Source organism: Candidatus Sodalis endolongispinus (genome assembly GCF_018777395.1).
Lineage (GTDB): Bacteria > Pseudomonadota > Gammaproteobacteria > Enterobacterales > Enterobacteriaceae > Sodalis_B > Sodalis_B endolongispinus.
Map to the genome: position 1 here is coordinate 190,571 of NZ_JAFJYC010000002.1, position 22,318 is coordinate 212,888.

The 22,318-nt window shown below is 56.8% G+C and carries 15 protein-coding genes and 6 pseudogenes; 11 read left to right on the forward strand and 10 right to left on the reverse strand.

Annotated features, from left to right (window positions below):
• Window positions 1-772 precede the first annotated feature (772 nt).
• A pseudogene (locus tag JZM24_RS14090) lies at window positions 773-1,331 on the forward strand (TorD/DmsD family molecular chaperone).
• Between the two features lie 243 nt (window positions 1,332-1,574).
• Here JZM24_RS14090 and JZM24_RS14095 read toward each other — a convergent pair.
• The 3 genes from JZM24_RS14095 to mdtH all read right to left on the reverse strand — a co-directional run bounded on the left by JZM24_RS14095 (window position 1,575) and on the right by mdtH (window position 4,398).
• Window positions 1,575-2,129 carry a lipoprotein gene (locus JZM24_RS14095; protein ID WP_215670437.1) on the reverse strand — a complete coding sequence of 185 codons (555 nt, stop codon included), beginning with the start codon at window positions 2,127-2,129 and terminating at the stop codon, window positions 1,575-1,577.
• Window positions 2,130-2,391: 262 nt separating this feature from the next.
• Window positions 2,392-3,039, reverse strand: coding sequence for a glutaredoxin 2 (grxB, locus tag JZM24_RS14100; protein ID WP_215670439.1), 648 nt, complete (start codon window positions 3,037-3,039; stop codon window positions 2,392-2,394).
• A gap of 141 nt (window positions 3,040-3,180) precedes the next feature.
• Window positions 3,181-4,398 carry a multidrug efflux MFS transporter MdtH gene (gene mdtH / locus JZM24_RS14105; RefSeq protein ID WP_215670441.1) on the reverse strand — a complete coding sequence of 406 codons (1,218 nt, stop codon included), beginning with the start codon at window positions 4,396-4,398 and terminating at the stop codon, window positions 3,181-3,183.
• A 281-nt stretch (window positions 4,399-4,679) separates the two neighbouring features.
• On the opposite strand from mdtH, the gene rimJ reads away from it, so the two are divergent.
• The 3 genes and pseudogenes from rimJ (at window position 4,680) to murJ (ending at window position 8,209) form a co-directional block, all read left to right on the forward strand.
• Window positions 4,680-5,258 (forward strand): ribosomal protein S5-alanine N-acetyltransferase, encoded by a 579-nt coding sequence (gene rimJ / locus JZM24_RS14110; RefSeq protein WP_215670443.1) that lies wholly within the window; start codon window positions 4,680-4,682, stop codon window positions 5,256-5,258.
• Window positions 5,259-5,282: 24 nt separating this feature from the next.
• Window positions 5,283-6,200: pseudogene (locus JZM24_RS14115) on the forward strand (Gfo/Idh/MocA family protein).
• A gap of 467 nt (window positions 6,201-6,667) precedes the next feature.
• Window positions 6,668-8,209, forward strand: coding sequence for a murein biosynthesis integral membrane protein MurJ (gene murJ / locus JZM24_RS14120; protein WP_215670445.1), 1,542 nt, complete (start codon window positions 6,668-6,670; stop codon window positions 8,207-8,209).
• A gap of 267 nt (window positions 8,210-8,476) precedes the next feature.
• On the opposite strand, the gene argS is transcribed toward murJ, so the two are convergent.
• Window positions 8,477-10,207, reverse strand: coding sequence for an arginine--tRNA ligase (argS, locus tag JZM24_RS14125; protein ID WP_215670447.1), 1,731 nt, complete (start codon window positions 10,205-10,207; stop codon window positions 8,477-8,479).
• Window positions 10,208-10,915: 708 nt separating this feature from the next.
• On the opposite strand from argS, the gene JZM24_RS14130 reads away from it, so the two are divergent.
• A complete protein-coding gene (locus JZM24_RS14130; protein WP_215670450.1) occupies window positions 10,916-11,476 on the forward strand; it encodes a VOC family protein in 561 nt (186 codons plus the stop codon).
• 21 nt (window positions 11,477-11,497) lie between these two features.
• On the opposite strand, the pseudogene JZM24_RS14135 reads toward JZM24_RS14130, so the two are convergent.
• Window positions 11,498-12,651: pseudogene (locus tag JZM24_RS14135) on the reverse strand (MalY/PatB family protein).
• A gap of 100 nt (window positions 12,652-12,751) precedes the next feature.
• On the opposite strand from JZM24_RS14135, the pseudogene cutC reads away from it, so the two are divergent.
• A pseudogene (cutC, locus tag JZM24_RS14140) lies at window positions 12,752-13,509 on the forward strand (copper homeostasis protein CutC).
• Window positions 13,510-13,773: 264 nt separating this feature from the next.
• Here cutC and cmoB read toward each other — a convergent pair.
• The 5 genes from cmoB to JZM24_RS14165 form a co-directional block, all read right to left on the reverse strand.
• Window positions 13,774-14,745, reverse strand: coding sequence for a tRNA 5-methoxyuridine(34)/uridine 5-oxyacetic acid(34) synthase CmoB (cmoB, locus tag JZM24_RS14145; RefSeq protein WP_215670452.1), 972 nt, complete (start codon window positions 14,743-14,745; stop codon window positions 13,774-13,776).
• Window positions 14,742-15,485 (reverse strand): carboxy-S-adenosyl-L-methionine synthase CmoA, encoded by a 744-nt coding sequence (cmoA, locus tag JZM24_RS14150; RefSeq protein WP_215670454.1) that lies wholly within the window; start codon window positions 15,483-15,485, stop codon window positions 14,742-14,744. Before cmoA ends, cmoB begins: the two co-directional genes overlap by 4 nt.
• A 109-nt stretch (window positions 15,486-15,594) precedes the next feature.
• Window positions 15,595-15,990: an MAPEG family protein gene (locus JZM24_RS14155; RefSeq protein WP_215670455.1), complete on the reverse strand. Its 396-nt coding sequence runs from the start codon at window positions 15,988-15,990 to the stop codon at window positions 15,595-15,597.
• A 105-nt stretch (window positions 15,991-16,095) separates the two neighbouring features.
• Window positions 16,096-16,914, reverse strand: a complete 819-nt coding sequence (locus tag JZM24_RS14160) for a DUF72 domain-containing protein (RefSeq protein WP_215670457.1) — start codon at window positions 16,912-16,914, stop codon at window positions 16,096-16,098.
• A gap of 171 nt (window positions 16,915-17,085) precedes the next feature.
• Window positions 17,086-17,655, reverse strand: coding sequence for a hydrolase (locus JZM24_RS14165; protein WP_215670459.1), 570 nt, complete (start codon window positions 17,653-17,655; stop codon window positions 17,086-17,088).
• Window positions 17,656-18,023: 368 nt separating this feature from the next.
• On the opposite strand from JZM24_RS14165, the gene aspS reads away from it, so the two are divergent.
• The 5 genes and pseudogenes from aspS (at window position 18,024) to ruvA (ending at window position 22,315) form a co-directional block, all read left to right on the forward strand.
• A complete protein-coding gene (aspS, locus tag JZM24_RS14170) occupies window positions 18,024-19,823 on the forward strand; it encodes an aspartate--tRNA ligase (protein WP_215670461.1) in 1,800 nt (599 codons plus the stop codon).
• Window positions 19,813-20,258, forward strand: a pseudogene (gene nudB, locus JZM24_RS14175) (dihydroneopterin triphosphate diphosphatase). Before aspS ends, nudB begins: the two are co-directional and overlap by 11 nt.
• 23 nt (window positions 20,259-20,281) lie before the next feature.
• Window positions 20,282-21,025: a YebC/PmpR family DNA-binding transcriptional regulator gene (locus tag JZM24_RS14180; protein ID WP_215670463.1), complete on the forward strand. Its 744-nt coding sequence runs from the start codon at window positions 20,282-20,284 to the stop codon at window positions 21,023-21,025.
• A gap of 43 nt (window positions 21,026-21,068) precedes the next feature.
• A pseudogene (gene ruvC / locus JZM24_RS14185) lies at window positions 21,069-21,589 on the forward strand (crossover junction endodeoxyribonuclease RuvC).
• A gap of 108 nt (window positions 21,590-21,697) precedes the next feature.
• Entirely contained in the window at window positions 21,698-22,315 is a 618-nt protein-coding gene (gene ruvA / locus JZM24_RS14190; RefSeq protein ID WP_215670465.1) for a Holliday junction branch migration protein RuvA, read from the forward strand.
• The last annotated feature ends 3 nt before the right edge of the window (window positions 22,316-22,318 follow it).

Below are 22,318 nucleotides of genomic sequence, written 5' to 3' on the forward strand. Positions count from 1 at the left end.
TGATTTTGTGAAATTAAATATAAAATATTCAACTTAATGATTTTTAATGCTTTCACCCTAATAATGAAATTAACCTTGTAACGATAACGCTTACTTTTGTTTTTACGAAAATTACGTTAAATTTCATCTCATGGTTCGTATTTTATCGGCAGGGTAAGAAAATATGCAGTGTTTTATGCTGCCGGCATTCACTTCATTAGTGATATTCATTATGCGCCGTCGGGTGTAAGTAGTGTGATTGCAAGCCGCTGGCAGGCGTCCATTTCATCAAGTTCACATAAAATATTTGAGTTTTATCCTAAGGGCTTCGCCGCGTGAAATATCCTTCGCGCGAGTAGATATCTCGTTTTCACGACCTTGCGTGCTGCAAAACGACCGGTGAAAGGAGGGTTAAATAGCTAAGAAAAACTGGAGTAATTTAGGATTTTTCCGCCCGATAGTCACCGGAAGTTATTTGTTAAACTGGATTAACGTTACTGTTTAACCTTTTTTATCTATTCGTCCAGCTCGGCGCGTGGAAAAGGGTACGCCCGGCGGTTGATGGTGGGCACGCGACGTCGAATCTCAAGGTGCCGCGCGCTTACAGTCCGGCAGCCTCCTTAATGCCGGCGGGGGCAGGGATCCTGGCGATTATCTTTTGGTGAAGACATTAGGCTTATGAAACCCAGTATGCTTCACGGGAACATTTTTGCTTCGCCGATGAGGCACCGGCATTGCGCATTAGCTTAATCTATGACACTGTCTGCGCCGGTTAACCGCTATAGGTGTTAAAATGAATGATTTTTCGCTGGTGTGCCGGCTACTTGGTACCTTGTTTTACCGTCAGCCGCAGGATGAGGTGCTGGCGGCCGTTGCTGACGTTTATCGCGCAGAACAAGCTGGCCGAACACTGGCCGCTGAAACAGGATGCGTTACTTATATCCATGCAGCAAGAGTGTTATCCCGACGTGCTGCAGCGGGACTTTATGGCGCTTTTTTGCGGCGATGCTCCCAAAGTTACCCCCTACCGCTCCGACTGGCTTGACGCTGATGAGAGCGAGATTCGCGAATTTCTGCTTGCTCGCGGTATGCCTTGCGGCGAGAAGCCGACCGACCATTTTGGCGCATTGTTGCTGGCGGGATCCTGGCTTGAAGATCAGGCGCAACAGGACGAAACCGAAGCGCAACGAGAGCTGTTTGACCGTTTTCTTCTGACCTGGGGCGAACAGTTTCTTAGCAAAGTGGAAGCGCATGCCGACACTGGATTTTATCGTGCGCTGGCGATCCTCTGCCGGGAAGCGTTGCCTGAATTACGTGATGAACTGGGCGCCGACGTACAGCATCAAGGGTAGTGGGCCGCGGTGAAAAGCGGTGATAGGCAATCGCTGGCGCCATAATCTGAATTGGCTTACGCCTTAACGAGTCAATTAGAGCAGCGGCGCGCCCGGCGTCCCCATTTCCTGCCGGTTTTAGAGGAACGCCAGACGACGTTTGTCTCAGCATTGCACCCGGTACCGCGCGTTGACGCTGCTCACGTCGGGCCAGCCTGGCCTATGAGGATAACCGTAATGTCTGCCGGGCTTACCGCCGCTGGATCAGCGGGTGAACGGAATCACCAGCTCGCCGGGCTTGACATCGAGCCCTTTCGCCAGCGCCTCGCTTTTGTTGCGACTGGCGTCCAGACGATAGGCCGGCTGGCTATCAAACCAGCTTTTCAACGATTGCTGTAAATAAGGCCCCAGCGTGCGCAGAGTGCTGGTGAGTTTTTCCTGGTTGACGTCATAGTGAACCAACTGCATATCTTTGAGATAAATCGCCCCTTGTTCGACGTCATAATAGGGCTGTGCTTTCAACGTTAACGCGACATCGGCCTGCTGCGATCCAATCAGAGAAACGACGTTGAAACGGGCGTTGCCGGCCAAGGTCACTTTGCCGGGCTCTTCCCTGCCAATTTGGCTGTGTAGATCCTGCAGCACGATATCGGCCGAGATAAGGCCCGGAATACCGATGGATTTGTGAAAGTCATTGTGCTGTTGCAGATAGTCATTCACTTTCTGTTCGCTGAGACTGTAATGCGTCAACCTGTTACAGCCGCTCAGCAGCAGGCCGCAGACCACCACCGCCAGCGCGAAGCGATTACCTGGTTTCATTCCTTTCCCATTGTTGTTACGACCTCACCGCGAGGGTTGGCCAAGCATAACATAATTGCGGTAAGGTCAGGGATCGGCAACGCTCCTGTGTGGCGTTGCCGATGCAGGTTATTGCGCTAGCTTTACGCCGGCTGATACGCCATACCAACAGATTAACACGCCATCCGTTGCCGGTTAGTACGTCTTGCCGACAGGCTAATTCGCCAACCCGGTGCAGGCTAATACCTCGTGTCGACAGGCTGATATGCGAACCCGATGCAGGTCATTGCGCCATGCTGGAAAGAAGGTTGACCTGAGTTTGTTTAGCCATATTATCGCGGTAGTCGGCGACGCGGGTGGGCCAGTCGATACCGGCGACGATGGTTAACGAGCGCAGCCAGGGAAACAAGTGAATATCGTCTTCAGACAATTTGCCGTTGCAGGCGTTGGGCTGTTTGATGAGTGGATCCAACTCGCGCAATTGCTGACTGATTTTTTTGACCAGACCCGGCGTGTGATCCAGCAATTGCGCAAAATCCCCCGTGCTGGCCTGTTTTTTATTGATGAAATATTGGCGGGCCTGCTCGGTGGCGAATTCTTCCAGGCTTGCGCGCACAAAACGCGGCAGCAACAGACGCTGGGCGGTGTCGCTGATGTCTTTTAGCCATTTGCCGATGGCGGGCTGGGTTGGACCGGTCAACAGCGGCTGCCGGTCAAGATGGTCGACGTAATGCACGATATCCATGCTTTCCGGCAAATAGCTACCGTCTTCTTTTTGCAGGATCGGCACCATTTTTTGACCTACCATGGAAATGGGGGTGCTCTCATCATCATTCGCCAAGACTTCCAGCGCGATGGGAATATTTTTGAGGCCAAAAATCATGCGGGCTTTGACGCAAAAAGGGCAGTGCTCATAGATGTATAATTTCATAATGTCGGCATCCTCCCGTAGTGTATCGGCGCTTGTAGCGCCGACAAGATAGTTTAAAAATAAAGTATGGGTAACATTTCGCGTGGGATCAACCGCAGCGCGGGCACAGATGGCCAACATCCGCTCAGGCCAGATGCGCCGTCAGGAGCCTTCGCCCCGGCCGTTAAGCATCGCGGGCTCGATGGGCCGCTGCTGGAATTGACGATACAAGCCCAGTAAAGTGATGAAGCCTATCAGCCCCAGCATGAACCAGGTAAGCTGCGGGATCTCCAGCCGGTTGCCGACATCATACAGCCAGCCGCCGCCGCTATAGCCGATAGCGCCGCCGAGTGCCAGGCCCAGCCGGCTAAATCCCATATAGCTGCCGCGGGCGCGGTTGTCTGCCAGCGACGCGCCGAGCGTTTCGCGCGCGGGCTCGGCAATGACTGAGCCAATATAAAACAGGCCGATGAGCATAAACAGGGCGCGCAGATCCTCAATCAGACCGATGGGAAACAGGCTCAGCAGCATAATGGTCAGTCCCGCCATCAACCGGGTTTCCAGCCTGAAGCGCTTTTCGCTCCAGCGGGCAATGGGGTAGAGCAACGACAGCGACAGCGCCGCTTCGATAGCGTACATCCATTTCACCGCCGCTGGCTGTCCGGCGCCCTCATTGACGCGAATCGGCAGCATTAACATCACCTGCACCGACAGCATGTAATAACCGGTCAAGGTCAGTACGTAGGTGACAAAACGCTGGTCGCGCAGCACCCGGCGCATCCCTTCCAGCATGGGTGCCCGCACGGTGGAAATGCGATAGCCCGGCAGCAACCAGGCATTGAAAATGGCGGCAAACACAAACAGCACCGCGCCGGCCAGGAAGACCAGCTTGAAATCATAGCGCAACAGCCAGCTGCCGAGCAGCGCACCAATAACGGCACAGGCGCTATCCTGCATCATCAACAGCGAATAGAAGCGGCCGCGCTCCCACGGGCGCGTCAATTTGATCACCAGCGCCGTTCGGTGCGGATCGAATAAGGTGCCCCCGAGCGCGGACAGCGCGCAGGATAGCCACAGCAGCCAGGGTTCATCGGCGATGCCTATCAACACAAACCCCAGGGCGCGCATCAGCATACCGGCGATAATCATCGGTTTTGCCCCGAGTTTGTCGGCGAAGGCGCCGCAAAAGATCCCCAGCCCCTGCTGGATAAATTGTCGCAGGCCCAGCGCAATGCCCACCAGCAGCGCGGCCCAGCCGAGTTGATCCACAAAACGGATGGAAATGAGCGGAAAGACGACATAAAAGCCCATTACCACCAGCATATTATCCATTAACAGAAAATATTTACCCAAGCTCCGAGCTTGCGAGACCGACGACATGCTCCACCCTAAGTTGCAATATAAGGCTACGAGGACAGCCTATTCTGACCGGAATATTTGTTTAGCGATAGTGTGCTTAGGGATGATATTTTTTAATAGCGCGGAATTAGCAAAGCATATACTTTATTATCACCGTTATATTATTGTTTATAAGTGGCGCAGCGCCCCGGTCAGCATAAAACGCGGCATGAGGCTCAAGAAGATCGAAGGCAGGGTGATTGATGCCCAAACGTCGACCTTCGCGCCAGTAAGCGTCAGTAAAACGGGAGGGCGAAGTAAAGATGTTTGGCTATCGCGCAGCGTCGCCAAAGGTGCGACTGGTCACCGACCGGCTGGTGGTACGTCTGGCTAATGAACGGGACGATTACCGTCTGGCGGAGTACTACGCGGGCAATCGGGATTACCTCAAACCCTGGGAGCCGATACGCGACGAGAGTCATTGCTATCCTTCCGGTTGGCAGGCCCGTCTGGGGATGATTAAAGAAATGCATCGCCAGGGCAGCGCGTATTATTTCGTCCTCCTTGACCCGTTGGAAACGGAAATCCGCGGCGTGGCGAATTTCAGTAATGTGTTGCGCGGCTCATTTCATGCGTGTTTTCTCGGCTATTCATTAGGGGAAATGTGGCAAGGGCAGGGGCTGATGTTTGAAGCGCTGCAGGCCGCGGTGCGTTATATGCAGCAGCATATGCACCGAATAATGGCTAACTATATGCCGCACAGTCATCGCAGCGGCAGTTTACTTGCCCGGCTCGGCTTTATCCGTGAAGGTTACGCAAAAGATTATTTATTGATCGATGGCCAATGGCGCGATCATGTCTTGATGGCGCTCACCCACAGCGGATGGACGCCCGGTCGTTAATGCCTTAGAGGAGGGGTGAGGGGTATGACATTACGCATTGGTATAATCGGCTTGGGCGGCATTGCGCAGAAAGTGTATTTGCCGCTGTTGAGCAACGCCGGGCGCTGGCATCTGGTGGGCGCATTTTCACCCAATCAGCAGCGGGCGCAGCCGCTTTGCGACAGTTATCGCATCCCTTATTACGCTCGGGTCGATGAACTGGTGCAGCAGTGTGATGCGCTGTTTGTCCACAGCAGCACCGACAGTCATTATGAGGTCGTGAGCAGTCTGCTGCGGCGTGGCCGGCATGTGTATGTGGATAAGCCACTGGCGGCGACGCTTGAGCAGGCAGAACAGCTGTTGGCGTTAGCCGCCCGGCATCAGCGAATACTGATGGTAGGCTTTAACCGACGTTTTGCGCCTCTTTACCTGCGTCTGAAGCAGGATATGCAGCACGGCGCTTCGCTGCGCATGGACAAACATCGCAGCGACAGTGTCGGGCCGCAGGACGCGCGTTTTACCTTGTTGGACGATTATTTGCACGTGGTGGACACGGCGTTGTGGCTGGCCGGCGGCACGCCGACGCTGCCCGGCGGACGGGTGCAGACCAACGCGGCCGATCAGCTGTTGTACGCTGAACACGCTTTTCGCTGCGGCGATTGTCTGGTCACCACCGCCATGCACCGCCAGGCGGGTAGCCAGCGGTAAACCGTTACCGCCATTACCCGTGGTGCGCTTTATCGGGTTGAAGAGATGCGCCATTTTCAATGGGAGCGCGCGGGCACGCTAGGGGAGTTGCCGGTCCCAGACTGGCAGACGATTTTAACCCAGCGCGGGTTTACCGGAGCGGTAGAGCACTTTATCGACTGTGCGGCGAACCAGACAGCGACGTGTTTGAGCGGTGAGGAAAGCATCAGCGCGCAGCGCTGGATTGAACAACTGCTGACGCAACGCGAAGGCTGACGTACGCACGCCTTCCGCAACCGGTATGGCGCGGCCGTACCTTTGTCGGCCGGCAAGCGGGAGCTGCGTCGTGACGGCCTTGGTCGGGCTGCATAAGCTTGATGCCCGCATCGCAGGGGCGGCTGCAATGCCTGAAGGACTATTTGCGCCTCAGCGACAGTGACAGCCTCAGCCCAAGGGACCGTCTCAGCTAAGGGATCGTCCCAGAGCAAGAGCGTGTCTCAAATTCAAAGAGCGTCTTAGAGCAAGAGACTGTCTGAGAGAAAGGGGCCGTCTCACAGTGAGAGAGTGCCACAGAGCAAGAGACCGCCTCATACCCGCCGCAATGGCGGTGGCGACGGCGACAACGGACAGTAGCGATTTTCTCCGGGCAAGGTAGACTAGGCGCACCCATAAGGCTCAGGATGTGCCGGGCGGCGCGTTAACTTCAGGTCGACGGCGTCCGGGCGCTACAGAAAAATTACACCATGAATTTATTGAAATCGCTGGCGGCGGTCAGCTCCATGACTCTTTTTTCCCGCGTATTGGGGTTTATCCGCGACGCCATCGTGGCGCGGGTATTTGGCGCGGGTATGGCAAGCGATGCCTTCTTTGTCGCTTTTAAAATTCCCAATCTGTTGCGGCGTATCTTCGCCGAAGGGGCCTTTTCACAGGCGTTTGTTCCTATTTTGGCGGAATATAAGAGTCAGCAGGGCGACGCGGCGACGCGGGTATTTGTCGCCTATATCGCCGGCTTGCTCACGCTGGTGCTGGCGCTGGTCACCGTGGCCGGTATGCTGGCCGCGCCCTGGGTGATTATGGTCACCGCGCCGGGGTTCACCGATACGCCGGAGAAATTTGCCCTGACCACGGCGCTGTTACGCGTCACGTTTCCCTATATTTTGCTTATTTCCCTCACCTCGCTGGTAGGGGCGGTCCTTAATACCTGGAACCGCTTTTCGGTGCCGGCGTTTGCGCCGACCTTACTTAACGTCAGCATGATAGGTTTCGCCTTGCTAGCGGCGCCGCTGTTCCATCCGCCGGTCATGGCGCTGGCCTGGGCCGTGGTCGCCGGCGGCATCCTGCAGCTGGGTTATCAGCTGCCGCACCTGAAAAAAATCGGCATGCTGGTGCTGCCCAGGCTGCAGTTTCGCGATGCCGGCGTTTGGCGCGTGCTGCGGCAAATGGGGCCGGCCATCCTCGGCGTGTCCGTCAGCCAAATCTCCCTCATCATCAATACCATTTTCGCCTCCTTTCTCGTCTCCGGCTCGGTGTCGTGGATGTACTACGCCGATCGCCTGATGGAGTTCCCCTCCGGCGTGCTCGGCGTGGCGCTGGGGACCATTTTGTTGCCCTCGCTGTCGCGTAGCTTCACCCGCGGCAATCATGATGAATACTCCCGTTTGCTGGATTGGGGGTTGCGCTTATGCTTTATGCTGGCACTTCCCAGCGCCGTGGCGCTGGGGATCTTGGCGCATCCGTTGACCGTGGCGCTATTTCAATACGGTAAATTTTCCGCCTTTGACGCCTCAATGACCCAACGGGCGCTGATAGCCTATTCTGTGGGCCTGGTGGGTCTGATTTTGGTTAAAGTGCTTGCGCCCGGGTTTTATTCCCGCCAGGACATTAAAACGCCGGTACGCGTGGCGATGATCACGCTTCTGATGACGCAATTAATGAACCTGGCTTTTATTGGTCCGCTAAAGCACGCCGGCCTGTCGCTGTCCATCGGTCTGTCCGCCTGCCTCAACGTTGCGCTGCTGTACTGGCAATTACGCCGGCAAAAGCTGTTTGTGCCCCAGCCGGGATGGCTCGGCTTTTTCTGCCGGCTATTGCTGGCGGTCATGATTATGGCGGCGGCGTTAATCGGGCTGCTGATGGTGATGCCCGACTGGGCGCAGGGCAGTATGCCCTGGCGGTTGCTACGGCTGATGGGGGTGGTTGCAGTGGGCGGGATGGTCTATTTTGCCACGCTGTGGCTGGTGGGATTCCGTCCACGCCATTTCGCGCGCTCGGTGCAGACTCACTAAATCCCGGCACGGCCAAAACACTGACCCAGGCATAGCCAAAAAGCGGAGCCTGGCCTGCCGCACTATGGAACCAGGGTCTGCCGCACCACGGAACTCTGACCTGCTGCACTATGGAGCCCGGGACTGCCCTGAACACGCAACCCCCGGCAGATACTGGAATGCGATAAGCCCTGGCATCAGCTAAAAAAAACCGGCCCGCAGCAGGCGGGCCGGCGTGGTAATGACAGCGGCGACAGGCGGCTTAACGTCCCCGCTATTAAGCGTCAGCTACATACGTTCCACGGTGTCGATACCCAGCAGATCCAAACCTTGCTTAAGCGTGCGCGCGGTGAGCAGCGCCAATTGCAGGCGGCTTTGGCGCAGCGCCGCATTCTCGGCATTCAGGATCGGACAGTGCTCGTAGAAAGCAGAGAACAGCACGGCCAGATCATAAAGATAGGCGCATAGCACGTGCGGCGTGCCGTCGCGTGCCACGGTTACAATGGCCTCTTCCAGCTGCAACAGACGAACCGCCAACTGAGCTTCCTGCTCCGCCTCCAGGCGGATGTCGCCGGTGAGCTGCTGTTCATCCTGGCCGCTGCGTTTGAATACCGAAGCGACACGGGTATAGGCATATTGCATATAAGGCGCGGTGTTGCCCTCAAAACTCAGCATATTGTCCCAGTCGAAAACGTAATCAGTAGTACGGCTTTTTGATAAATCGGCGTATTTTACCGCCCCGATACCCACCACCTGCGCCAACCTTTCCAACTCCTGGGCGTCCATGGTGGGGTTCTTGGCGGCAATCAGACGGCGGGCGCGTTCCAGCGCTTCGTCCAGCAGCTCTGTGAGCTTGATGGTGCCGCCGGCGCGGGTTTTAAACGGTTTGCCATCTTTGCCCAACATCATACCGAACATGTGGTGCTCGAGCGGTACCGTTTCAGGGACGTAGCAGGCCTTGCGCACGATAGTCCAGGCCTGCATCAGGTGCTGATGCTGACGTGAGTCGATATAGTAAATAATCCGATCGGCCTTCAGTGTTTCATAGCGGTATTTGGCGCAGGCGATATCGGTGGTGGTATACAGGTAAGCGACATCCTTTTTCTGAATGATCACCCCCATGGGCTCGCCTTCTTTGTTTTTGAATTCGTCGAGAAACACCACGGTGGCGCCTTCACTCTCCACCGCCAGCCCTTTCGCTTTCAAATCCGCCACAATGCCGGGCAGCATGTCGTTATACAGACTCTCACCCATGACGTCCAACCGCGTTAGCGTAACATTAAGTCGGTCATAGGTTTTCTGGTTCTGCGCCATGGTGACATCCACCAATTTGCGCCACATCTGCCGGCAATATTCGTCGCCACCCTGCAGCTTCACCACATAGCCGCGGGCGCGCTCGGCAAACGCCGGATCCTCGTCATAGTGCTGCTTGGCGGCGCGGTAGAATCTTTCCAGACTGAAAAGTTGCATTTCCGCTTCGCCGCCATCCTGTACCATTTCCAGATACGCAATCAGCATGCCAAATTGCGTTCCCCAGTCGCCAACGTGGTTGGCCCGAATCACGTTATGGCCCAAAAACGACAGCGTGCGCACCGAGGCATCGCCAATGATGGTGGAGCGCACATGGCCGACATGCATTTCTTTGGCGACGTTGGGCGCGGAATAATCCACCACGATGGTTTGCGGCGTAACGCTGGTAATGCCCAGTCGTGCAGAAGAGAGGGCCGCGGCAAGGTGGTTTGCCAACCAGCTAGGCTCGAGAAAAATATTGATAAAACCGGGACCCGCGATGTCGACTTTTCGGGCGATACCGTCCAACTTCAGCAAACCGACGACATTTTCCGCCAGCTTGCGTGGTGGCAAACCAAGCTGTTTGGCAATTGCCATGACGCCATTGGCTTGATAGTCGCCGAACTGAGCCTTCGCCGATTGACGCACCTGCGCTTCGCAGTCGGCGGGCGCGCCTGCGGCCACCAGCGCCTGCTGGATTTTTTCTGAGAGAAGTGTGTGGATGTTCACCGGAATACCTTTATTGCATGGTCGGGAGGCAGGCAGAGCGCTGACATTCCCGGGCAACCTGACTACGCCACCGTAACCGGGCGGCCACGGTGGTCAGATCCGAAAAATAAACCATGCTTATACCATAATCGGCGGCGGGAGTCAGTAGAGCGGAAGGGCAGATTCAGCGGGCGGGGTAAGAAAAGGGAAGTGGCCGCCCGCCGCATTGCGGGAAGCATGAGAAGTTATCGGTAGCGCCGGCGTTCTTTGCGGGATATGCCGAGCTGATTGCGATTTTTGCTGCGTAAATGCTGGATAATGGAATAGACAGCGACAATAACCAGCAACAGGCATAAAGTTAATAATAGCATTTTATATACATTCGATTATTTAGGAGACTAAAATAGCTGATATAACGCAAGCGCACAATCCAGCTAACGCGCTTTCAGAAAATACCTATCTTTTATGCTTGTCACCGCATTGAAATATGACATAAACCTGCTTTGTGTAAGTTTAATGTCAGCCATTATGGCCTATCCATTATGCAGTCGCTGAACTACGATAAATATTTGTCATTTAATGCCCTCTTGCAAATAAACAGATTAATCTTAATACTCTATTGCGCCGTGTTGCGCCGCCGGCCGGGTGAGCGAAGCGGCTCACGGCGCGGCACGCCGGGCAAAGGGGATGCGGTATGAGGGTTGGAAAGACAATTAAGGATAAAGAAAAATGAATTGGACTGAAGTTCCACAATTATTGGATTTGAAAATCGATTTTCCGCGTTTTGAATCGGAGCTATATGCATTAACTAATAGATTGGGTATTTTGCCAGAAGCTTTTCTTATCGATCATATTGCGGTGCGCTGTCATCAAGACGTCACGGCACAATGGTGGTATCAGGGTTTTTCTCAATGCGGCCGTCTTGTAAATGAAGCGGAAATTAACGGCCGTCGCATTGCGTTGTTTGAACTGGCGACGCCGCTGAATTTAGGCGTGCAGGCTATTCATTGCATCGAGTTACCCTGGCCCGGCGAGCGGCGTTATCGCCATGAAGGGTGGGAACATGTCGAAATAGTGTTACCGGGAGAGGCGGAAACCCTGTTTGCGCGAGCGCTGGCGCTGCTGTCGGATCAGGCGCTGGCCTCGCCGAGCCTGCGCATCAAGCAAAGCCAGCCGCAGGCTCAGGCGGAGACGTTAACCAACCCCACACTGGCGGTCAGCGATGGGAGCGTCACCGTGAAATTTCACCCTTACGCCCTGCGCGATATTGTTAACGCCGAGCGTCCTTAACGGCTTAGGGACGGCTAAGCGTTATACCCGCCGGAGATGTCTGCAGGCGTGAGCCATGCGATCCAGGGCGGTATCCAGTACCGTTCTGGGACAGCCGAAACTGAGCCGGACAAAGCGATCGTCACCGAAATCAGCCCCGGCGGAAAGACCGCCCCCCGCCTGTTCAAAGAAGGCGTGAGGGTTGTCCACGTCCAGACCGCTGGCGTCAATCCAGGCCAGATAAGTTGCCTCTGGGCCTGCCAGCGTCAGGCCGGGCATTTCTTGCAGGCGTTCCGCCAGCCGGTCGCGGTTGCCGCGCAAATAGTCCAACTGCTGTGAAAGCCACGCCTGACCGCCGCGCCAGGCGGCGTTGGCGGCGCACAGCGCCAGCACATCCACCGCTCGCACTATGCCTGCGCGCTGCGCGGCAAATTTCATGCGTAAACGTGGGTTGGGGATCACCGCTACCGACGCTCCCAGGCCGGCGATGTTGAAACTTTTGTAGGGCGACATAAGGGTAATGCTGCGCTGCGCCGCCTCCTCGTTCAGAGGGAGGCGAAGGGGATATGGCGCAACCCCGGGGTCAGCAGTAAATCACAGTGGATTTCATCGGAACACACCAGCAGATCGTGCTGTTGTGTAAAGGCAAGATGCTGCATAAGCTCTTCCCGGCGATAGGCGGTACCGCCGGGATTGTGGGGGTTGCAGAGCATCAGCAGGCGTTCGTCGCCGGCGAGTGCCGGATCGGTGCCGGCGAAATCGACGCACCAGCGCCCGTTAGCAAGACGCATCGGCGCCAGACGCTGTTGACGGCCTGCGCTACGGGCGGCCGCGCGAAACGGTGGATATATAGGGTTAGGAATAACCACCGCTTCCGCCGCCTCGGTTAGCGCACGGACCGCCAGATGTAGGCCGCTGACCAGACCCGGCAGAAACACCAGCCATTCCACCTTGATGTCCCACTGGTAGCGCTCGCGCATCCGTTCAATAAAGATGTCGCCGAGCGCTGTCGGCGACATCCCATATCCAAACACACCATGATCGACACGGGCGCGCAACGCCTCGATAATGCAGGGCGGCGAACGAAAATCCGTATCGGCCACCCAGAGCGGAATGACATCCTGCCCGGCATACTTTTGCCATTTATAACTATCGCTGTGACGCCGTTCGATACATTCATCGAAGTTGAATGCCATAGTCATTTCCCTGCACAATTGAAAAACAAAAACGCCGCCGTTTGCTGGCATAGTGTGTTATGCCAGTTATTCATGGCCGTCAAGAAAGGAGTAGTATACCATGCCAAAACTGGAAGTTTGCTGCTATAGCGCGGAGTGCGCCATAGCGGCCGAGCAAGCGGGCGCGGACCGGATTGAGCTTTTGTGCTCCCAAAGAAGGGGGGTTGACGCCCAGCTTTGGAACATTGCAGGCGGTGCGTGACCGCGTTGCGTTGCCGGTTCATCCCATCATTCGTCTGCGCGTCGGCGATTTTTGGCTACAGCGACGCCGAGTTTGAGGTGATGCTTAATGACGTCGCGCAGGTTCGCGATATGGGCTTTCCCGGATTGGTGATTGGCCTGCTCGATGCAGATGGACACGTCAGTCTGGCGTGTATGCGGCGCATCATGCACCTTGCCGGCGCGATGGCAGTCACTTTTCATCGCGCTTTTGATATGTGCCTTAATCCTTATCAGGCGCTGCGTCAGCTAACCGATTTAGGGGTGGCGCGTATTCTCAGTTCCGGTCAGCAGCAGAGCGCTGAAGCGGGTTTAGCTTTATTAAGGGAACTGACCGAGCTAAGCCGTGGTCCAATTATTATGGCGGGGGCGTGCGTGCGATTAACCAACCTGCACAAATTTGTGCAGAGCGGTATCCAGGAGCTGCATAGTTCAGCCGGACAATTTGTCCCTTCCGGCATGCGCTATCGCAAAGCGGGCGTTAGCATGAGCGCCGACAGCGAAGCGGATGAATTCAGCCGCTACCGTGTCGATAGTGAAATGGTAGCCAATATGAAACACGCGCTGACCGTGTTGCCCGTCGCGACGCGTCCGGCGTGATAAGCAATTTTGCCGCGCACACGCTTAAACCTACGTGATGCTTGCAAGTACCAAGCCCCAATCACTTGTTGGGGCTTTTTTTTATCCCCGGTCATTGTGAAGCGCCTATACCCTGACGAGGCCATCAGTAACATTGATAGCGCAGCCGCGAGGGCTAGCGCCGGGGAGGGCGCACTAAGACATCAACGCTAACGCCACGTTAATCGTGCGTGCGCCCAGGTATCAAGGTTGCTCCGCTAGGTTAATTGTAAGCGCACTCAGTCGTCAGGGTTTCTCCGCCACAATGACCGCGCGCAGCGGAGCGGGGTGACCCTCGAGGGTCAGCCGCGGATCGTCGGGATGGAGAAAATCCGCCAGAGATTCGCTGGTCATCCACGCGGTACGCCGCTGTTCATCGGTGCTGGTGACCGACATATCCACCTGACGCACGTTGACAAAACCGCACTTTTCCAGCCAGCCTACCAGGGCGGTGGCGGAAGGAATAAAGTAGACATTGCGCATCTGGGCGTAGCGTTCACCGGGCACCAACACCTGTTGGCGGTCGCCCTCAATGACCAGCGTTTCCAGCACCAATTCACCGCCGCTGACCAATTGATTTTTCAACTGCAGCAAATGTTCGAGCGGTGAGCGACGATGATACAACACCCCCATGGAAAACACGGTGTCAAAGGCGGCTAATTCCGGTAACTGCTCGATGCCAAATGGGAGCAGATGCGCCCGTAAATCACCGCCGAGCAGCTTACGCACCGCCGCGAACTGGCAATAAAACAGTTGCATGGGATCAATGCCGACCGCCAACTGAGCGCCGGCTCCCACCATGCGCCACAGGTGATAGCCGCTGCCGCAGCCGACGTCCATAATAAGCCGACCGGCCAGCGGCGCAATATGCGGTAGCACACGTTCCCATTTCCAGTCGGAGCGCCATTCGGTATCAATATTGACGCCATACAAGGAAAACGGGCCTTTGCGCCATGGCATCAGCTGACGCAGCAGAGATTCGATCCCCGCCCGCTGGCCGGCTGACAATGGCGGGTCGCAGTCCGCCGCCACGCCGTGCAACATATCCAGGCGCGCGGGGGTGAGCATTGGCAGTCGCTCCACGGCGTTGAACCATTGACTGAATTTGCCGTGCTGGGAGGTTTGCTCCCACTCGTTAAGCTGCGCGGTCAGCGTATTAAGCCAATGGCTGAGTGGATTCTTGGCGATAAGCTGATAAAAATCGGCAAATTGACTCACTGCCCGCTCTCCGGTTTGATGGCAATCAATGAGCCGAAATTAAAGCATTGGAACCACACTTCGGCATGACCGAAGCCCGCCTCGGCCAGGCGCTGTTTATGCACTTCCACCGTGTCGGTGAGCATCACATTTTCCAGCATGCTGCGTTTCTGACTGATTTCCAACTCGCTATAGCCGTTGGCCCGTTTGAAATCATGATGCATATCAAACAATAGCCCGCCGATGCGCTGATCCTGAAAACTGAATTTTTCCGATAATACTAATGCGCCGCCCGGGTTTAGCCCGGCAAAGATGCGATTTAGCAAGTTTTGCCGCTGTGCCGGCTCGAGAAACTGTAAGGTAAAGTTCAGCACCACCAGCGAGGCGTTTTCAATCGGAGTGGTGCGAATGTCGCCTTCGATGATGGTTGTGGGCGTCGTGGCGCGAAACGCTTCAATGTGGTGCCGGCAGCGGGCTATCATCGCCGGCGAGTTATCCACCGCAATAATGCGGCAATCGGCATGGCTGATAGTGCGGCGCATCGCGAGCGTAGCGGCGCCGAGGGCGCAGCCGAGATCATAAATCTGCGTTCCCGGGCGGGCATAGCGGCTGGCCAACATCCCAATCATTGAAATGATATTGGAATAGCCGGGCACCGAACGCTCGATCATATCAGGGAAGACTTCGGCGACGCGATCGTCGAAAGTCCAGTCGCCCAGACTGGCAATGGGCGCTGAAAAAAGGTCATCACGATGGGTCATGGCAATCATCACGATGGGTCATGGCAAAATAAGCGTCGTTGTACAAAACGCCTATTCTATCAGAACGCGCCAATAAAGCATGTGTCACGCGCGGTAGCGGCTGGTCGCGTTATTGCCAGCTCAGCACCACATCCCAGGGCATGAACCAGAGATTCAGCAGCACCATCAATACCAGCGAGCAATAGGTCGCGCTCATGCCGGCGCGCCGCCAGCGATATTCCCGCGTCCGCAGGCCATAATAATGCATCAGTCGCCCGGACATCAGCATCAGCCCGCAGATGTGCAAGGTCCAGTTGGGCGTACCGTTCATTTCCAGCAGCACCAATGTAATCAGGCCGATAGGAATGTATTCCACCGCGTCGCCATGCACCAGGATAGCGGTCTGTAATTCATAGAAACCGCCGTCACCGGTGGCCACGCGGTATTGGGTCCTGAGCTTGACCACATCCAGCGATAATTTTATCAGCAGCAATGCGCCCAGCACGACATATAGCGCGCTAACCATCCTAACTGTACTCCTTTTATACCCTACTTTTCGCGTGCAAAATAATAGCCTGAGTCGACGGCAGTGTCGCAGAAAAAAGCGGGTGGTTCACAGGGTTTTGCCCGCTCAAAAAAGCGTTTCCTGCTGTGGCCAGTGCGGCGCCAGGCCAATGGCGGGGATTTCTGCTGCCAGTTTTGTCCACAACCGCTGCGCCAGCGGCGGCGCATCAGCAACATCCGGCGTATGAATAAACAAAAATGGTGTACCCCGTTGAACCCACGCCGGTAAACGCGCCAGCCACGGCTGGAATAGCGCGACATTATCGTCAGGATCGTCGGCGCCGATAAAGCGTACCAGCGGCCGGTCGGCGGTCAGCACCGCATGTACTGGCAGCCGGGGTTTTTGTTGTTTGGCGGCGCGTAATGCCGGTGAGGTGGGCAGGGCAGCATGGACCGGACGGCTGTCGAGGATAACGCGGTTGACGCCCCGCTGTTGCAGGCCCTGATTCAGCGCACGTTCCTCGTCCTGCTTGGCGAAAAACGCCGGATGGCGTACCTCGACGCCGTAATGAAACTCCGTCGGCAGCGCATCAAGAAAGGTCCAGAGGCTCCCCAGATCCGCCGGGCTGAATGCCGCCGGAAACTGTAGCCAGTATTGACCAATGCGATCCGCCAGCGGCGCCAGGGTGGCGAAAAACGTCGCCAGCGGCGCTTGGAAATGGCGCAGGCCGCCATGATGGCTGATGGTGGCGGGGAACTTAAAGCAAAACCGAAAGGTTTCCGGCGTCATGGCGCGCCACTCGCGCACCCGCCCGGCGTCGGGCAGCGCATACAGCGTGGTATTACCCTCTACGCAGTTAAAATGGCGGGCGTAATCCGCCAATGAACGCAGGCCATATTTACCCCAGCCGCTGTGCTGCCACTGGGGCAGGCCGATATAGAGCATAGTATCTCCGTAATAACGGGGCCGGCCGTGTAGGCGACGCGCCGGCTCCAAAGCGGAGCGACCGCCAGCCGCAGGGGTCACCCGATGTTCCGGCTCCAAAGCGGAGCGACCGTCCGCCGTATCGGTTACCCGTCTCGCCGGCCCCAAAGCGGATTGACCGCCCGCCCGGAGTTATCCGGCGAGGGCGGCGAGCACTTGCGCGCTGTGGCGCACCCGGCCCAAGCGCGGGAAGATATGCTGGAAGCTGCCGTCGTGCTGGGTCTTATCGTGGGCGCTGCAGATATCTTCCACCAGCACCAGTTCAAAGCCCAGTTCCCAGGCATTACGCGCGGTGGATTCCACGCCAATATTGGTTGAAATCCCCCCCAGCACAATCGTTTCGATCCCGCGCCGGCGCAATTGCATTTCCAACTCGGTGCCATAAAAGGCGCCCCACTGGCGTTTAATGATGCGGATATCGCTGTCCTGCGCCTTGAGATCGGCGGGAATGTCCCACCAGTTCGCCGGCAGGGTACCGCCGCTGGCGCTATCCACCGGTTGCTTCAGCGCGTCAGCGAAATCGGCCGACCAACCGACGCGCACCAGAAACACCGGCGCGTTGGCGTCACGAAAACCCTGCGCGAGGTCGGCGGCGCGTTTGACGACATCCTCAGCGCTGTGCGGTCCGCCGGCGAAGGGCAAAATCCCTTCTTGCAAATCGATAAGTACCAGGGCGCTACGTGAAGGATTGAGCGTTAACATGCGGGTCTCCCATGAGTGAATGATGCCCGGCAGCGGCAAGTCGGCCGCGCCGGTCAGCCAAGAGTATGTTACTCCAGGGCGGGAGTGACAGTGTCGCCACGGTGAATTTTGTTAATATTTATGAGAAGAAAGGCTAATTTCACCGGCCGGCGTACCGGCAACGCAGACGGGCTTATGCTATGCCTGAAATTCCTTTATAATGACCGCCTTTCAAACGCCGGCCCGTGCAGCGCGCACCTGCCGGCCGGTGATGCCGGGCACAGAATCCGGCGCCGGCTCGCCCGCGCCGGGCGCAGCCATTAATGAATAACAGCTCGTTTTATCCCATTCCGGCACCCGCTGACGGGCTGAATTTTAAGGATATCCTAATGCGTACTGTATATTGTGGACAGCTAAACCTGTCACATGTTGGCCAGGAAGTGACGTTATGCGGTTGGGTTAACCGCCGTCGCGATCTGGGCGGTCTGATTTTCATCGACATGCGTGACCGGGAAGGCCTGGTGCAGGTATTTTTTGATCCCGACCGTCAGGATGCCTTTGCCCGCGCTGCCGAGCTGCGCAATGAATTCTGCCTGCAGTTGACGGGTATTGTGCGCGCCCGCCCGGACAGCCAGGTCAACAGTGATATGGCGACCGGCGCTGTTGAAGTAATGGCCACCGAGCTTACCATCATTAACCGCTCAGAGCCTCTGTCCCTCGACAGCAACCAGAATAATACCGAAGAGCAACGGCTGAAATTCCGCTACCTCGATTTGCGCCGCCCGGTTATGGCGCAGCGCCTCAAAACGCGGGCGCGCATCGCCAGTTTCGTCCGCCGCTTCATGGACGCCGAAGGTTTTCTCGATATCGAAACACCGATGCTGACCAAGGCGACGCCGGATGGCGCGCGCGATTATCTGGTGCCCAGCCGGGTGCATAAAGGCAAATTTTACGCCTTGCCGCAGTCGCCGCAGCTGTTCAAACAATTGCTGATGATGTCGGGGTTCGATCGTTACTACCAGATTGTGAAATGTTTTCGCGATGAGGATCTGCGCGCCGACCGTCAGCCGGAGTTCACCCAGATAGACGTTGAAACCTCTTTCATGACCGCAACCCAGGTGCGGGAGGTGATGGAGCGGCTGATTCGCGATTTGTGGCGTGAGATTACCGGCGTTGACCTGGGCGTCTTCCCGCAAATGACCTATGCCGACGCCATGCGCCGTTTCGGCTCCGACAAGCCGGATTTACGCAACCCGATGGAGCTGGTGGACGTGGCGGATCTGGTCAAGGACGTGGAGTTCAAGGTGTTCTCGGCCCCTGCCAGCGACAGCCAGGGCCGCGTCGCGGCCTTGCGCGTGCCCGGTGGTGCGCAACTGAGCCGCAAACAGATTGACGAGTATGGTAAATATATTGAAATCTACGGCGCCAAAGGGCTGGCGTGGATGAAGGTGAACCAGCGCGCCGCTGGCGTGGAGGGAATACAAAGCCCGGTGGCCAAATTCCTCGGGCCGCAGGTGATTGAATCGATCCTGGCACGCACCGGCGCCGCCGATGGCGATATCATTTTCTTTGGCGCGGACCGTAAAAGCGTCGTAACCGATGCGCTGGGGGCGCTGCGTCTGAAACTGGGGCTGGATTTACAGCTCACGGCAACCGACAGCTGGGCGCCGCTGTGGGTCGTCGACTTTCCGATGTTCGAGGAAGACGGCGAGGGCGGGCTGGCGGCCATGCATCATCCGTTCACCGCACCGAAGGATATCGATGCCCAAACGCTTGCCGCATCGCCGACATCAGCCGTGGCCAACGCCTACGACATGGTGATTAACGGTTATGAGGTCGGCGGCGGTTCGGTGCGTATCCACCGCGGCGACATGCAGCAAACGGTGTTTGGTATTTTGGGCATCAACGAACAGGAACAGCAGGAGAAATTCGGTTTTCTGCTCGATGCGTTAAAATATGGCACGCCACCGCATGCGGGTCTGGCCTTTGGCCTTGACCGGCTGGTGATGCTGCTGACCGGTACCGACAATATCCGCGATGTTATCGCATTCCCGAAAACCACCGCAGCGGCGGATCTGATGACCGAAGCGCCCAGTTTCGGCAATGCCGATGCACTTGCCGATCTGTCGATTGCGGTGGTCGGCAAAGGGCGGGAGCGATGGAAAGCGGTCGCTGATAATGCCCAATAAACGCCCGGTTTCGGTGCTGGTGGTCATCTCTGCCGACGACAGCGGGCGGGTATTGATGTTACAGCGCCTGGACGACCCGGCATTCTGGCAGTCGGTTACCGGCGGTATTGATGCCGGCGAACTTCCAGCGGCAGCGGCGCGGCGGGAAGTCCGTGAGGAGAAACCGGTTTCGATGTGACCGCCGGCGGGCTGACGCTCACCGATTGCCAGCGCTGTGTTGAGTTTGAAATTTTCAGTCATTTTCGCCACCGTTACGCCCCCGGAGTGACGCACAATACAGAATATTGGTTCTGTTTGACGCTACCCTGTGAGCAGGCGCCAATGCTGAGCGAGCATTTGATCTGGCGCTGGATGGCCGCCGCGGACGCCGCAGCGTTGACCAAATCCTGGAGTAACCGGCAGGCGATTGAAGAATTTGTTATTCATCCGGCCTGAAAAGGCTTTTTTCGGAGAGAAATATGGCAGGTCATAGTAAGTGGGCCAATACTAAGCATCGTAAAGCCGCACAGGACGCCAAGCGCGGGAAGATTTTTACCAAGATCATCCGCGAACTGGTCACCGCCGCCCGTCTGGGCGGGGGCGACGCCGGTTCTAATCCCCGTTTGCGCGTGGCGGTGGATAAAGCATTAGCCAATAACATGACGCGCGACACATTAAACCGCGCTATCGCCCGCGGCGTGGGCGGTGATGACGATTCGCAGATGGAAACAATCATTTACGAGGGCTACGGCACGGGCGGTACCGCGGTCATGGTGGAGTGCCTGAGCGATAACCGCAACCGTACCGTGTCCGAAGTGCGTCACGCGTTCACCAAAACCGGCGGAAATCTGGGTACTAACGGCTCTGTGTCGTATTTGTTCACCAAAAGAGGGGTCATTTCCTTTGCGCCGGGGCTGAGCGAAGATACCATCATGGATGCGGCGCTCGAGGCCGGCGCCGATGACGTTATCACCCATGATGATGGGGCCATTGACGTATACACTACGCCTGAGGCTTTCGGTGAGGTAAAAGACGCGCTGGAAGCGGCCGGGCTGACGCCGGAAGCGTCGGAAGTGGCGCTGGTGCCGTCGACCCGCGCCGATCTGGATGCGGAGACTGCACCGAAATTGCTGCGCCTTATCGACATGCTGGAAGACTCCGATGACGTGCAGGAAGTCTACCACAACGGCGAGATTTCCGACGAGGTGGCGGCGACCCTGTGATGACCGCGTCCCCGCCTTATCTCACGCGCTGGGCGGCAGCGGTATGACGGTGATTCTGGGCATTGACCCCGGTTCGCGCATTACCGGCTATGGCATCGTGCGACAGGAAGGGCGTAAACTGACCTACCTGGGAAGCGGTTGCATCCGAACCAAAGTGGACGATTTGCCAACACGACTGAAGCTGATTTATGCCGGCGTCTCCGAAATCATCACGCAGTTTCAGCCCGACTGTCTGGCGATAGAGCAGGTCTTTATGGCCAAAAACGCCGACTCGGCGTTAAAGCTGTGTCAGGCGCGCGGCGTCGCCATCGTGGCGGCGATGAATCTGGATTTACCGGTGTTTGAATATGCGGCGCGGCAGGTTAAACAAACGGTGGTCGGCAGTGGTGCGGCGGAAAAAAGTCAGGTACAGCATATGGTGCGTACCCTATTGACGCTGCCGGCTAACCCGCAGGCGGACGCCGCCGATGCGTTGGCTATCGCCATTACCCACTGCCACGTCAGCCAGAAGCCTTGCGCATGGGCAGCGGCGGGCTGAATCTGGCACGCGGCCGGCTACGTTAGGCGTCGGTGGCCGCGTGTTGAACTTCAGGCTGGATATCCATCCAGCCTTTATTATGTTATAAGCATAACCATCATAAGCAACAACCTGACGCGTAAAGGAAGGTCGAGGTGATCGGACGTCTCAGAGGCATCATTCTGGAAAAGCAGCCACCGCAGGTGCTATTGGAAACCCATGGAGTAGGTTATGAGGTTTTTATGCCGATGACCTGTTTCTATGCCCTGCCGGAAACCGGCCAGGAGGCGGTCATCTTCACCCATTTCTTGGTGCGTGAGGACGCCCAGTTGCTGTTTGGTTTTATTCATAAGCAGGAACGGGTGCTGTTTCGCGAACTGATTAAAGTGAACGGCGTCGGGCCGAAGCTGGCGCTGGCGATGTTGTCCGGCATGTCGGCGCAACAGTTTGTCAGCGCCGTGGAACGCCAGGAAATCAACGCGCTGGTGAGATTGCCCGGCGTCGGTAAAAAGACCGCGGAACGGTTGGTGGTGGAAATGAAGGACAGGTTTAAAGGCCTGTCCGGCGATCTGTTCGCGCCACAGGGCGCGGGTGAAAAGCCTGCCGCCATCGATGTGCAGACCCCGCCGGCCAGCCCCGAGAGTGAAGCGGTTGCCGCCCTGGTGGCGTTGGGTTATAAACCGCAGGAGGCAAGCCGAATGGTGAGCAAAGTGGCGAGCGCCTGCGCTGATTGTGAAATGCTTATCCGTGATGCGCTGCGCGCTGCGCTGTGAGGT